At 38.4% G+C, this 13,649-nt stretch carries 11 protein-coding genes and 4 pseudogenes; 4 read left to right on the top strand and 11 right to left on the bottom strand.

The features are described 5' to 3' along the window. The first annotated feature begins 10 nt into the window (after nucleotides 1–10). The gene (locus tag LZ575_RS23730; protein ID WP_311195776.1) at nucleotides 11–574 is read left to right on the top strand and encodes a hypothetical protein; all 564 of its coding nucleotides are present in this window, start codon (nucleotides 11–13) and stop codon (nucleotides 572–574) included. On the opposite strand, the gene LZ575_RS13055 is transcribed toward LZ575_RS23730, so the two are convergent. From LZ575_RS13055 to LZ575_RS13020, 8 genes and pseudogenes are all read right to left on the bottom strand, one after another. Beyond that, nucleotides 571–1,209: a lipid-A-disaccharide synthase N-terminal domain-containing protein gene (locus LZ575_RS13055; RefSeq protein WP_235324966.1), complete on the bottom strand. Its 639-nt coding sequence runs from the start codon at nucleotides 1,207–1,209 to the stop codon at nucleotides 571–573. The genes LZ575_RS23730 and LZ575_RS13055 overlap by 4 nt on opposite strands. Nucleotides 1,210–1,305: 96 nt before the next feature. Further along, nucleotides 1,306–2,277, bottom strand: a complete 972-nt coding sequence (locus LZ575_RS13050; protein WP_235324965.1) for a deoxyhypusine synthase family protein — start codon at nucleotides 2,275–2,277, stop codon at nucleotides 1,306–1,308. Further along, the gene (speB, locus tag LZ575_RS13045) at nucleotides 2,270–3,148 is read right to left on the bottom strand and encodes an agmatinase (RefSeq protein WP_235324964.1); all 879 of its coding nucleotides are present in this window, start codon (nucleotides 3,146–3,148) and stop codon (nucleotides 2,270–2,272) included. The genes LZ575_RS13050 and speB overlap by 8 nt, the downstream gene beginning before the upstream one ends. Nucleotides 3,149–3,216: 68 nt before the next feature. Beyond that, a pseudogene (locus tag LZ575_RS13040) lies at nucleotides 3,217–4,619 on the bottom strand (arginine decarboxylase). 322 nt (nucleotides 4,620–4,941) lie between these two features. Continuing rightward, nucleotides 4,942–5,850: a pseudouridine synthase gene (locus LZ575_RS13035; RefSeq protein WP_235324963.1), complete on the bottom strand. Its 909-nt coding sequence runs from the start codon at nucleotides 5,848–5,850 to the stop codon at nucleotides 4,942–4,944. Nucleotides 5,851–6,119: 269 nt separating this feature from the next. Then, nucleotides 6,120–7,026, bottom strand: a pseudogene (locus LZ575_RS13030) (geranylgeranylglycerol-phosphate geranylgeranyltransferase). A gap of 13 nt (nucleotides 7,027–7,039) precedes the next feature. Next, nucleotides 7,040–7,978 carry a mevalonate kinase gene (locus tag LZ575_RS13025; RefSeq protein WP_235330730.1) on the bottom strand — a complete coding sequence of 313 codons (939 nt, stop codon included), beginning with the start codon at nucleotides 7,976–7,978 and terminating at the stop codon, nucleotides 7,040–7,042. A gap of 55 nt (nucleotides 7,979–8,033) precedes the next feature. Next, nucleotides 8,034–9,117, bottom strand: a pseudogene (locus LZ575_RS13020) (diphosphomevalonate/mevalonate 3,5-bisphosphate decarboxylase family protein). A gap of 98 nt (nucleotides 9,118–9,215) precedes the next feature. Here LZ575_RS13020 and LZ575_RS13015 point away from each other — a divergent pair. Continuing rightward, a pseudogene (locus LZ575_RS13015) lies at nucleotides 9,216–9,693 on the top strand (TspO/MBR family protein). A gap of 14 nt (nucleotides 9,694–9,707) precedes the next feature. On the opposite strand, the gene LZ575_RS13010 reads toward LZ575_RS13015, so the two are convergent. Continuing rightward, the gene (locus LZ575_RS13010) at nucleotides 9,708–10,919 is read right to left on the bottom strand and encodes an NAD(P)/FAD-dependent oxidoreductase (RefSeq protein ID WP_235324962.1); all 1,212 of its coding nucleotides are present in this window, start codon (nucleotides 10,917–10,919) and stop codon (nucleotides 9,708–9,710) included. A 185-nt stretch (nucleotides 10,920–11,104) separates the two neighbouring features. Beyond that, nucleotides 11,105–11,791 carry a glycerophosphodiester phosphodiesterase family protein gene (locus LZ575_RS13005; RefSeq protein WP_235324961.1) on the bottom strand — a complete coding sequence of 229 codons (687 nt, stop codon included), beginning with the start codon at nucleotides 11,789–11,791 and terminating at the stop codon, nucleotides 11,105–11,107. Between the two features lie 157 nt (nucleotides 11,792–11,948). Between LZ575_RS13005 and LZ575_RS13000 the strand changes: the two genes are divergently transcribed. Beyond that, entirely contained in the window at nucleotides 11,949–12,803 is an 855-nt protein-coding gene (locus LZ575_RS13000; RefSeq protein WP_235324960.1) for an SDR family oxidoreductase, read from the top strand. A gap of 70 nt (nucleotides 12,804–12,873) precedes the next feature. Beyond that, entirely contained in the window at nucleotides 12,874–13,131 is a 258-nt protein-coding gene (locus LZ575_RS12995) for a SemiSWEET family sugar transporter (RefSeq protein WP_235324959.1), read from the top strand. 22 nt (nucleotides 13,132–13,153) lie between these two features. Here LZ575_RS12995 and LZ575_RS12990 read toward each other — a convergent pair whose 3' ends face one another. Further along, a complete protein-coding gene (locus LZ575_RS12990) occupies nucleotides 13,154–13,579 on the bottom strand; it encodes a hypothetical protein (RefSeq protein WP_235324958.1) in 426 nt (141 codons plus the stop codon). Nucleotides 13,580–13,649: the final 70 nt, after the last annotated feature.

The following is a 13,649-nucleotide window of genomic DNA, read 5'->3' as shown; positions in this document are numbered from 1 at the left end:
TAACTTAGGGGTGAAAAAATTAATATTGTATTACCTACTTATAATTGGAGTTGTTATAGCAGGTTTTATACCTTTTTTATCTGCAGAATTCCTGTCAAATTTTAGCTCCAGTATTGGGTTATGGTTTCAGCAATTTGAGTTCAATGCAAGTTTTTATTACGTGCTGAGGTGGATTGGTTTTGAGCTAAAAGGATATAATACGATAGGAACGCTAGGAAAAGTACTGCTTGTATTGGTTGTGGTTATTCTGCTGGGTCTATCCTTCTTCAGAAAAAATTCTTCTAAACAACAGCTTTTAAGCACGTTGCTGTTTGGCGTTAGTATTTACTTTTTTCTCTCAACCACCGTTCATCCCTGGTATGTTGCCACACCCTTGCTGCTAAGTATCTTTACCCGTTTCAAATTTGTTATGGTGTGGTCCTTACTAGTTGTTTTGAGCTATTATGCTTATTCCAACCCCGGGTACCGGGAAAACCTCTGGCTGGTAGCACTGGAATATATTGTCGTAATAGGATATTTTATATCAGAAGTTTATCAGGAAAATCGAAGAGCAACTTTAAGTGCGGTGGATTAACTTACACTTTCCATAGTGTCTTCATTCTTTAGCAAATACAAATTTCGGAAATAGACAAATCCTCCAAAGCAGTGGGATGCGATCAAAACCGGGTCCTTCCGTAGAATGCCGTAAGTAAGAATGAGGCTCGCCCCAATAAGACTGATTATCCAGAATCCACGAGGGAGGGAAGAGGCTTTATTTTTTTCTGAATAAATCCACTGATAAAAGAATCTTCCATTAAATATAACCTGACCAATAATACCAAATACCAGCAAAAAAGGCGAAATAGTTTCCTGGTTAATTAGCTGACTCAGGCGTACTTCTGAAATAAAAATAAGGTAGGAGGCAATAACCAGAGGAGCGCCTATATATATGACCCGCAACAACCTATTGGAACCTGACCATTGGTCCTGTAGCTGTAAATTTCTAATATAGACGGTGTAAATAAAAACCTGGCCGAGCATGATTGCAAGATCCTGTCTTAAATAACCATAAACAAACATGAGGATTGCCGCTAGTAAGCTGAATTTCCAGAATGCAGTGGGAGTTTCAACTTTCTTTGCTTTTTCTGAAAGGATCCATTGGGTAATTAATCTGGCTGCAAAAAAAAACTGGGCAAAAAACCCTATGCTATAAATAAGCCAATTGCTCATGAAATGTAATTTGGTAGTCCTTTGTAGTGAGCAAAATTAGGAAAATTAAAAAGGGCTGTTGTTGTTGCAGCCCTTTTTTTAGAATGTTTTTTCAAATTACATATCAAGGAGGTAAGCAAATATTAGTGGCGCAACAATAGTAGCATCACTTTCTATTACGAATTTCGGGGTATCCTTATCTAGCTTGCCCCAGGTGATCTTTTCATTTGGAACAGCTCCTGAATAAGAACCATAACTTGTAGTGGAATCTGAAATCTGACAGAAATAACTCCAGAAAGGAGTATCAGTCATTTCCATATCCTGGTAGAGCATTGGCACCACGCATATGGGGAAATCTCCTGCAATTCCTCCACCAATCTGGAAGAAACCTACTCCGGTATCAGAATTTTTGGTATACCAGTCCGCCAGATATCCCATATATTCAATTCCAGATTTCATTGTGCTGGCTTTTAATTCTCCTTTCATTACATAGGAAGCAAAAATATTTCCCATAGTACTGTCTTCCCAACCGGGAACTACAATAGGTAAGTTCTTTTCGGCTGCAGCATAAACCCAGGAATCCTTTAGATCGATTTCATAGTGCTCCTCCATAACCCCGGAGAGTAGGAGTTTGTACATGAATTCGTGTGGAAAGTATCTTTCACCTTTAGCTTCAGCATCTTTCCAAATCTTCACGATGTGCTTTTGAATCCTTCTAAAGGCCTCTTCTTCGGGAATAGCAGTATCGGTTACCCGGTTTAGTCCTCTTTCCAGAAGATCCCACTCATCCTGCGCCGTAAGGTCACGGTAATGTGGTAATCTTTCGTAGTGGGTGTGCGCCACCAGGTTCATTACGTCCTCCTCAAGGTTTGCACCTGTACAGGAAATGAATTGTACCTTGTCCTGACGGATCATTTCGGCAAAGATCTTTCCTATCTCTGCAGTACTCATCGCGCCTGCAAGGGTAACCAGCATTTTGTTACCGTCCTGCAATTGTTTTTCGTAACCTTTGGCTGCATCTACAAGAGCAGCGGCATTAAAGTGTTTATAATATTTTTCTAAAAAATTGGAAATTTCTCCTTTACTCATCTTCGTCTTCGTCTGGATTATGATTTAAATATTTGAACTTATAGCTCAACATTTTATAGTACAGTTTTGCAGCAAGAAAATCTGATGATCTTTCATTTTCATTTGGACAAAGTTCAACAATGTCAAATCCTACTACATTTTTCTTTTTGAACATTAATTTCAGGAATTCCAGGGTTTCATACCAGAACAATCCTCCTGGTTCCGGAGTTCCTGTAGATGGCATAATGGAAGGATCAAACGCGTCCAGATCTATAGTAATAAATACATTGGGCGTCATTTGGCCAATCGCGTCATCCATCCAGTCTTCATACAAATTGTGAGCAAAATAAACCTGATTTTCATCCATATTATCAACTTCAGAAACATCCATTGATCGTATTCCTACCTGAATGAGGTTGGTGGTTTTACTTGCTTCGTAAATAGCGCAGGCGTGGTTGCATTTAGAACCTTCATATTCCGGCCTTAAATCAGCATGAGCATCAATTTGAACAACTGTTAGATCTTCAAAAGATTCATTAAAAGCACGTATAGTACCTATAGAAACAGAATGTTCACCACCAAATACAGTTACAAACTTTTCCTGTTTTATGTAGTTTTTGGTAGTCTTATGAACCACCTCCACCATCTTTTCCGGAGAAGAATTTTCAGTTACTGCCGGGGCGAGGTAGATACCTTTTTTATAAACCTCAGAGCGGGTTTCGATATCGTAAAGCTCCATATTCTCTGAAGCTTCTAGAAAAGCATCAGGACCTTTATCTGCACCTTTTTGCCAGGAACTGGTTCCATCATAAGGAACCGGAATCAATACCACTTTTGCCTCGTCTATGCGTGCATACTTGTCTGGTATCCCGGCGTAATTCTTTTTGCTCATTGCTTGATTTTAATAGTTTTAGATTGGAAAAAATTAGTGTTATCGTTAAAGTTATAATTTTTTTTCAATTAATTGGCTTCGCTGTATCCAAGGATGCTCAACAGCTCCTTTGATGTTTGCTGCTCGCGGAAAAGCTCTGTGGTAATGTTACCATCAGCATCCTTATCTATTAATATGTGCTTTGGTTGTGGGATTAGGCAATGTTGTAAACCTCCAAATCCTCCAATGGTTTCCTGGTAAGCACCTGTATTAAAAAAGCCAATATAAAGCGGTCTGTCTCTCCTGTACTTTGGAAGGTAAATGGCGTTCGTGTGCTGTTCAGAATTATAATAGTCATCACTGTCGCAGGTAAGTCCTCCCAGCAAAACCCTTTCATATTCATCATTCCAGCGGTTAACCGCCAGCATGAGGAATTTTTTACTTATTGCCCAGGTGTCCGGTAAAGTGGTGATAAAGGATGAATTGATCATATTCCACTTTTCACGGTCATTCTGTTGTTTCTGGTAAAGAATTTCATAAATCGCTCCACCGCTTTCACCAACTGTAAAGGATCCAAATTCAGTAAAAATGTGTGGAACTTCTACTTCAGCTTCTTCACAAGCGAGTTTAATCTGGTTTATTATTTCCTCTACCATGTACTGGTAGTCATAATCAAAATGAAGTGAATTTTTTATTGGAAAACCTCCGCCTATATTTAAACTGTCAAGGCTGGGACAAACCTTCTTCAGGTCTATATATACCTGGAGACACTTATTAAGTTCGTTCCAGTAGTAAGCAGTATCCCGAATACCGTATTAATAAAGAAGTGGAGCATTTTTAATTCTACCTGCTCATTATCCTTTACTTTTTTGTTATAAAAAGGAACAATGTTCTTGTAACCAATACCTAATCTTGAGGTATAAAATTCAAATTTTGGTTCTTCCTCAGAGGCGATCCTAATTCCTATTTTGTAATTGCCTTCAATAGCTTCAGAAAGAAGGTCAACTTCTTCATAATTATCAATAATTGGTATGCAGTTCTTATGACCGCTATTAAGAAGGTCTGCAATATTGCTTACATAAACGTCACGTTTGAATCCGTTACAGATCACGTAAGTCTCATCGGTTATTTTTCCAGATTCTTTTAAGGCTTTTACGATATTAATATCAAAAGCTGCAGATGTTTCAATATGAATATCATTCTTAAGCGCTTCATTAAGAACGTGTTCAAAATGAGAGCTTTTTGTGCAGTAACAATAATTATAAGTTCCTTTATAATTATGTTTTTCAATTGCATTTTTAAACCAGGCTTTTGCCCGACTTATATTCTGAGAAATTTTAGGAAGATATGTAAATTTTAAGGGGGCACCATATTTTTCAACTAACTCCATCAAATCGATATTGTGGAATTGTAATTCGTTGTTCTCCAGTTTAAATTCTTCCTGAGGAAAATAATATGTTTGGTCTATTAAATCGCTGTATTTAGTATTCAATTCTTTAGATTATATCTTGTTAAGGGTGAAAAATTAGGTATTAATTTAAAGCGTCAAAAATAATGACTGGTAAATTATTGTTAAGATAAAAAGTTCGGGTAAATAGAAGGATAGGCGGGCATAGGGTTTTGAAACATTTTTGCCGGACCCGGGTGCAGCTAAAGCTGCATTAGAAAATAAAATCAGTTTTGTCAACCGCGTAGGATTCTGAAAAATCGTTACTGAAATTCTTATTTAAATAGTAATCCTAATCTGTTTTTTAAGTACTATTACAAGCAAAAGTATAACAAATTGTAGAATTATTTTAAATCTAATGTGCAGATTATAACATTTTTATGTTGATGAGTTCCTGTTTAGTAAGTACTCTCCAGTTCCCTCTTGGAAGATCCTTTTTAGTGAGTCCGCCAAATACCACTCTGTCCAGCTTTTCAACTTCGTATCCAAGACTTTTGAACAGCCTTTGTACCACGTGCTGCTTAACACTGTTTGTCTCAATTCCAACTTCATTTTTAGGGCGGCCATCAATAAAACTTACGTCCTGGACCTTTACTTTTCCATCTTCCAAAGTAACACCATCTCTTATTTTATCAAGGTCCTCCGGGGAAACAGGTTTGGTTAATTCAACATGGTAGATCTGTCTAATTCCATTTTTTGGTTTTCCCAGTTGTTTCTCCAGCGTACCATCATTGGTAAATAGCAATAAACCACTTGCCTGTCTATCCAATTTTCCTACGGGTACCACTTTAGACTTTGTTGCATTAGAAATAAGGTCCATTACTGTTTTTGAACCTTTTTCTGTACTTCCGGTAGTATAAAATCCGCGGGGTTTATTAAGTAAAATATATTCGGGTTTTTCTGGATTAAGCTTCTGCCCGTCAAATTTCACCTCATCGCCTGGTTGAACTTTGTAACCCATTTCAGTAATAGGTTTACCATTGACGGTCACATTTCCGGCCGCTATATAAATGTCTGCATCTCGGCGTGAGCAAACTCCGGAATTCGATAAATATTTATTTAAACGGATTCCGTTGTCTTTTTTAACAGCAGGTTTTGCATCTGATTTAGTGGCCGGAGAAGAATTCCGACGGGTTGATCCCTTTTTATTAAAGTCTGAAGATGACTCACTTCGTACCGGGGAATTTCCACGAGTTGAAGGAGATTTTTTCCTTTCCCCACCACCTTGTCTTCCGCTATAGGTTTTTCCTCCTGAAGAATTATCTTGTCTGCTCATACCTTATCTTTTTTGCAAAGATACTGGATAATTAGAACATTGAGAATTAATGGAAAAAGATTGGTTCAGAGAAATTAGAGTCTTGAATCAAGAAACAAGAGTCAAGAGCCAAGACAGGGAAAAAGAAGATGGAATATGGGAGTTATTTTGTCCTCAAATCAAACATTTCTTTATTACCAAAGTCACTCTATTTAATAAGAAAAAGTACAGAGTACATAGAACGAACAAAATTTTTGAACCTGCAATTTTAAACTTTGAATTATTGAACTTTAAAACACTCTGTTCCACACCTCAGAAGGATCAATGAGGAGGATGCTTAGTACCCCGGCCACTATTATAAACTTTAGAATATTGTGAAGCAGGAGATATTGCCATTTGGCATTGCTGAAATATAGAAACAGTAGAAAAAAGAGAAGCATAACCAGAGATACATAAAAGTAATAATCCATTAAACCAATGTCAAACCTGGTAATTAGCAGCAGGATAGGAATAACAGCTACCACAGTGAGTATGGAGAGGAAGAATTTGCTGAGTTTTTCCCCGTACACGACCAGGTATAGTTTTATAATTCTGGATAAGATCTCCTTTTAAATTTTCCAGATCTTTTACCAGTTCCCTCATTACTATCATCAGGTACAGGAAGGTAGCGTGAATAAAAATTACGGTTTCAAAATTCCTGTAATAGACAAAAATCACAAAGAAGGGAGTAATTGTAAGTATACTTGCTACCAGATTACCCAAAAAGAGGACCCTTTTTAATCTATAGGAATAAACCCAAATAGCAAAAATGTAAATAGAAAAGAAAACCACCGCTCTAAAAGAAACGTAACTCGCAAAGAAAATGGCTGCGAAATTCAGAAGAAAATATACTGATAGCTTTGTGCGCTGGCTAATAAACCTGTCCAGCATAGTTTTTCTGGGCCTGTTAATAAGGTCTTTTTCGCTGTCGTAAAAGTTATTGACGATGTAGCCGGATGCAATTACAGTGGCAGAGGACAGAATAAGGAAAAATAAATTATCATCAAATAATACCCGTCGCAGCGGTAATTCCGGAGCAAGAATAAAAGCAGAGGTAAGGTACTGTGCAACTATTAAGACCAGGATATTGTAACCTCTCACAACTGAAAACAAACTCAGCATTTTGAGCATCAAACGTTTGTTTCTAGCTGCCGCCATGTAGAATAAGGATCTAGAAGTTGTACACTACTTCTAACCTGTAATCTTTCAGTGCCAGCCGGGCTTTGTCAATATCCTCTGTAAACCCCAGGATATATCCTCCTCCTCCTGAGCCGCAGAGTTTGAGATAATATTCATTAGTCTCAATACCATTCTTCCACAAATTGTGAAATTGTGCGGGAATCATTGGCTTAAAGTTGTCGAGGACGACGTGGGAAAGTTTTTTAATATTGCCGAACAGGGATTTTACATCACCCTTCAGGAAATCATCTACACAGGCATCAGTATGCTTTACAAACTGCTCTTTCAGCATTTTTCTAAAAGGTTCCTGCTGCATATTTTCCATAAAGATCTGTACCATTGGTGCGGTTTCTCCAATCGTGCCGCTGTCAAGAAGGAATACTGCTCCTTTCCCATTTTCAGTTTGGGAAGGTATGCCTGCAGGTTCAATATTATCTTTTGAATTGATAAGGATTGGAATGCTTAGGTAACTGTTAAGAGGATCAAGGCCCGAAGATTTTCCGTGAAAAAAAGATTCCATTTCCCCAAAGATCTTTTTCAGCTTTAACAGTTTATCCCTTGTAAGATTTTCAAGAACTGTAATTTTATCCTGGGCGTATTCATCATAAATTGCTGCTACTAAAGCTCCACTGCTTCCCACGCCATATCCCTGTGGAATGCTGGAGTCAAAATACATGCCTTTGGCAATATCGCTATTGAGTGATTCCAGATCAAAAGAGACCAGCTCCGGATTCTTTTTTTGAAGATCTTCAAGATAAGCAGCAAAGCGCTGAAGACTTTGATTTGATTTTTGCGCAGCTTCATCTGGATTTTCATCCACTTTTAAAGCACCGTTGTAAAAATTATAAGGAATTGATAAACCTTTGGAATCTTTAATAATTCCATATTCTCCAAAAAGAAGAATCTTAGAATAAAATAATGGTCCTTTCATCAGTTTTATAGAATTAAGTGCTGCAGTTTCAGGGGCGGGATCAAACTTAGTAAAGCTACAACATTTTTGCGCCCATTCCAATAGCGTCGCAAAGATACTGTTCCTTTTCACAATACACAACTAACTCATCCTTAATGAATTCTAAAATTAGTTCCCGGTCTTTTTCCGGGTACAGTACGTGAACATTGGCTCCTGCATCAAGTGTAAAACAAACCGGGAGGTGAGTTTCTTTCCTAAAATGCCATATCGCGTTAATGATCTCCAGGGTATTTGGTTTCATTAGGATGAAGTAAGGATTGCTGCTCATCATCATTGCGTGGAGGCTTAAAGCCTCACTTTCCACTATTTCCATAAAGCCTTGTAAATCTCCCTTTTCTAAAATCTTTACCAGTCTTTCAAGATTATCATGAGCCTGCATGAACCTGGCTTTTGCATACGGATGGTCGTGCATCAAATTGTGTCCCAGGGTACTGCTCACTAAGCTTTGATCCTTTGTCAACCAATAGAATAGTGTCCTGATAATTCTCAAACACCTTGTGTACCTTGTGAGGATAAAGAGTTCCAAAGAGATCATTGCTATTATCAACGGCAGAATGTTCTCCCCATACCACCAGCGGGCCTTCTATACTCCTGCAGGCACTCCCCGATCCCAGCCGGGCAAGGAAGGAGGCTTTTTTCTGAAAAAAATCTTCAGTAATATCGGGATTTAATTCTTTTTCAAGACTCATCACGGTGAGGGCCAGAGCGCTCATTCCGCTGGCAGAGGAAGCAATTCCGCTACTGTGGGGAAAAGAATTTTCGGTTCTTATCACCAGCTGGAAATTTTTTAGGTATGGACAGTAATCTTCAATCCTTTTAAAGAAGATTTCGACCTTTGGTTTAAAATCTTCCTTTTTCTTCCCTTCAAAATAAAGTTCAAAATCGTAATCAGTACCGGGAGTCTCTTTTTTTGTAAACTCTAAAGTAGTGGTAGTTCTGCAGGAATCGAGGGTAAAACTAATTGACGGATTTGCGGGAATTTGTTTTTTTTTCTTGCCCCAGTATTTTACAAGCGCAATGTTGCTTGGCGACTGCCAGGTGACACTTCCCGGGGAAATTTCCTTAGCCTGAGATGTGAAAATGAAATCTTCTGTTTCCATACTGCGGAATTTTTTAACAAATATACCGTTTTACTTTTCAGTGCCGGAAACTGCTTTTCAAATTAAAATGCTATTTTAGAATTATAAAACCAACCCGAATGTCATCAAGGATTGTCATAAGAGTTTCTGTGGCCTTAGGAATTTGCCTGTTCGTAGGCTTTATGGCCTCCCTGGCGACCCAGGTGGGTATAGGCGATTGGTATACAACATTAGAAAAGCCCAGTTTTAATCCACCCAACTGGATATTTGGACCTAGTATGGGCGTTAATGTATATTTTAATGGGAATTGCTGCAGGGATCGTTTGGAGCAAAGGTTTTTATCACAAATGGGTGCAAACGGCTCTGTATCACTTTGGATTTCAGCTCTTGCTAAATGCAGGCTGGTCGCTGCTTTTTTTCGGTTTAAAGCAACCGCTTTGGGCACTAATAGACATTGTGGCGCTTTTTATTGTGCTTCTTATCACAATCAAATGGTTCAAAATTGTAAGTGACAGGGCTGCTTACCTGCTAATGCCGTACGCAGTGTGGGTGCTCTTTGCTGCTGTACTTAATTTCGAGATTTGGAGATTGAATTGATACTTACTAAAAAGTTATTCTGTCATAGCTTTTGCCGCTAAAAAGGCTCCGGTCCAGGCATTTTGAAAATTAAATCCTCCTGTTATAGCATCAATATTTAATACCTCGCCTGCAAAATATAGATCTTTCTGAAGCTTACTCTCAAAAGTTTTAAAATTAACCTCTTCCAAATTTACCCCTCCGGCAGTTACGAATTCCTCTTTAAAAGTGCTTTTGCCATTTACCTGAAACCGGGAATCGCAAAGTTGAAAACTCAAACTCTGTAGCTGATTCTTATTCAGGTCTGCCCAAATTTCGGTTTCATTAATTCCTGCAGCTCTTACGAGGTTTTGCCAAAGTCTCTTCGGAAGTTCAAATTGGGAATATTTGGATATCTGTTGTTTTGCATGTTCAAATTTCAGGTCTTTAAGTTTCTCCAGAATTGCTTCAGAAGAATAGGCAGGAAGCCAGTTGACAATGATCTTAAAGCTGTAATTCAAATTATGGAGTTCTCGTGCTCCCCAGGCTGAAAGTTTTAAAATTGCAGGACCGCTCATTCCCCAATGTGTGATCAATAAGGGGCCGCTGCTTTCCAGTTTTTCACCTTCGACCTTTACATCTGCAAAAGTGGAAATCCCCGGAAGATCCTTTATTCTTTCGTCCCGAATATTAAAAGTAAAAAGGGATGGAACAGCAGCAGTAATTGTATGACCCAACTTTTCGAGCATCTTCCAAATCTTTGGATTGCTTCCCGTTGCTATTAGGATTTTTTCTGAAAAATAACTTTCCTTACCCATAGAAATTACCCAGTTATCTCCCGATTTCTGAATGTCCTGCACAGGTTGATTTGTCTTAACCCTTATTCCGTGTCTTCTAACTTCTGAAAGGAAACAATCAATTATAGTTTCTGAAGAATCGGAAACCGGAAACATTCTCCCGTCTTCTTCAATTTTTAATTCTATTCCCCGCTCCTCGAACCAAGCGATCGTATCCCCTGTCATAAAAGTATGGAACGGACCGCGCAGTTCTTTCTCTCCCCGCGGATAATTTTTTATCAACTCTGCCGGAAGAAATTCGGCATGAGTAACGTTGCACCGCCCTCCTCCCGAGATGCGTACTTTGGTAAGAACTTCTTTCCCCCGTTCAAGGATTAGGATACTCGCACCGGGCTTAAATTCGGCAGCATTTATCGCCGCAAAAAAACCCGCAGCCCCACCTCCAATTATGATAATATCGTATCCCTTCATTGTTTCGCCATGGAAGTTCTTCGGAATTTATGAGAATCTAATTAAATTTTTCTTCAGCAGAAGAAGCAAATTCTACAAAACTCTTCAGTTCAATAAAAACCTGCATCCACATTCGCTTCTCTCTTCTCTCTACTCTATTTTCTTTTTTCTCTTCTCTGTTTCCTTTTCTCTTTCTTCTCCTTACATCAAAGCCAGTCAGGATAATCGGAAATTATTCCTGTTACTCCAAATTTTTTCATTCGGGAAATAGCCTTATGTTCATTCACCGTCCAAACATTTACATCAAAACCTTTTTCCTGGCATTCTAGCACTTTGCTGCGGCTAATAATTCCAATAGAAGGATGTATGGCTTTTGCTTTCAATTTAATACCCAGTTCAATTGCTTCAGAAATACTTGCTTTGCTTAAGATCCCGATAGGAACTTCAGGATTTATTTCAAACACTCTTAAAAGTTCCTTCTGCTGAAAACTGGAAACAATGACGTCGCTGTATTTCCAGTTGCCATTGTCAACACTTGCTTTAATAATTTCACAGGTAGCTGTTGCTGTGTTGGAGCCCTTCAGCTCAATATTAATTTTGCATTTTCCAACAATAAGATCAAGAACTTCAGTAAGTAGAGGGATCCTATACTTTTCTTCAACAAGAAAAGATTTTAATTCTGAAAGTGATTTTTGATCCACATCTCCGCTTCCGTTCGTAGTGCGATCCAGGGTGAAGTCATGGATTACAACCAGTTCCCCGGATAGGCAGCGGTGTACATCTATTTCCACAGAATCCACTCCAAATTCCAAAGCTTTGGCAATACTCTCCAGGGTGTTTTCAGCTAGATGACCTTTGGCCCCACGATGCCCAATTTTTTGTATCAATTCCATTTTGTAAAGGTATTCAAAAGACTTAAAGTAATGCATTGCCTTGCATACAGAGAATTGTCACAATTTTCTAAACCTTTAGAAAGGCTTAGGAGTAGTTAACATTTTTTTTCAGACTTCTGCCATTACATTTATCTTTTAAACCAGTTAAGCGGTAAGTATGGATAAGCCAAAACAGTTTCAGGATCAGGACCAGTCACAACCAGGGGAGCAGTATAAAATGAATCCTGAACCGGAAATTATAAGGGAAAATTATAAAGGCAGCGGTAAACTTAAGGGTAAAATAGCTTTAATAACAGGGGGAGACAGTGGGATTGGTAGAAGTGTGGCGGTGTGTTTCGCAAGAGAAGGCGCCAACGTAGCAATTATATATCTTACCGAAGATGAAGATGCGGAGGAAACCAGGAGACTGGTAGAGAAGGAAGGCCGGAAGTGCCTTATCATTGAAGGTGATCTTAAAGAGAAAGACTTTTGTGAAAATGTAGTAAAACAAACTGTGAAGGAATTTGGAGCTCTGAATATTGTGGTTAATAATGCAGCAGTACAATTTCCAAAAGAAAATGTAGAGGAAATATCTGCTGAACAGGTACAGGAAACTTTTAATACAAACATTTTTCCCTATTTCAACATAGTAAAAGAAGCCCTTAAGCACCTGAGGGAGGGCGATACGATTATTAATACTACCTCTGTTACTGCATACAGGGGAAGTGCTCATTTATTAGATTATTCCAGCACAAAAGGGGCGATCGTTTCTTTTACCCGCTCCCTTGCAAAGATGCTGGCTAATAAGAATATTAGAGTTAACGGAGTGGCTCCCGGCCCCATATGGACCCCATTAATTCCTGCGACCTTTAGTGGCAAAAAAGTAGAAGAATTCGGGCAGGATACCCCATTAGGAAGGGCAGGTCAACCCAGCGAAGTAGCTCCTGCTTTCGTGTTTTTGGCAAGTGAAGACAGTAGCTATATTACAGGACAAATAATCCATGTGAACGGGGGAGACTTTATAGGAGGTTAGACTTTTTCCTAATATGGTAATGGAGAAAGATAAGATTCAGAATTAAAACCGAATAATTAATAAAATAAAAATGGCATTAGGTTGGACAGACATCTTGGGATTGATTGCGGGTATTTGTACTACAGTTGCTGTTATTCCACAAATTTGGAAGGCGTGGAAAACAAAAAAAGTTAAAGATGTTTCTCCGGGAATGTTTATCGTGCTTCTCGTAGGCCTGGCCTTGTGGGTGGTGTATGGAGTAACTAAAAAGGATATGCCTATTATTGCAACAAATGGTTTGGCATTATGCCTAAACGGGTTTATGCTTTTTCTAATGGTTCGCTACTAAGCACAATACAGATTAGGAAATATTATAAAAAAGGCAGCGTAGCACCTATTCCAAAAATGATATGTGCAGCAATAAGCTGAAGATAAAAACTTTTAAACTTAATTTCTGGAGGATTTGGACTTAAGCTGAACATGATCTTCCAGCCTGTTATTCCTATAAAACCAAAGATAAATCCCAGTGAGGCACCAGAAAGATAGGTAGGTTCAATTATTGTGAAATTCCAGATCATTCTAAAGATTACCACAAATAATAATCCTATAGAATAATGAATAATCCACCCGCTTAAATTCTTTTGGCCCGGTTTAAAGGCAAGTGCTGTTGACCTATTTATCAGTTCGTTTAAAAGTTGAGGTTCTCTAAACTGGGAATGGCTGAAAGCGGAGACTATATAGCTGAAAAGGGTCATTAGAGAAGTAGTTATAATTGCACTTAAGAAAATCTTCATCACGTCCACAGCTGTTAATCTTCATTAAAAATACACCTAATTTATTCTTAAACTCAAATCCCAGAGACATTTA

This window comes from Antarcticibacterium sp. 1MA-6-2, assembly GCF_021535135.1.
Classification (GTDB): domain Bacteria; phylum Bacteroidota; class Bacteroidia; order Flavobacteriales; family Flavobacteriaceae; genus Gillisia.
This window is presented reverse-complemented; position numbering and strand designations above follow the sequence as displayed.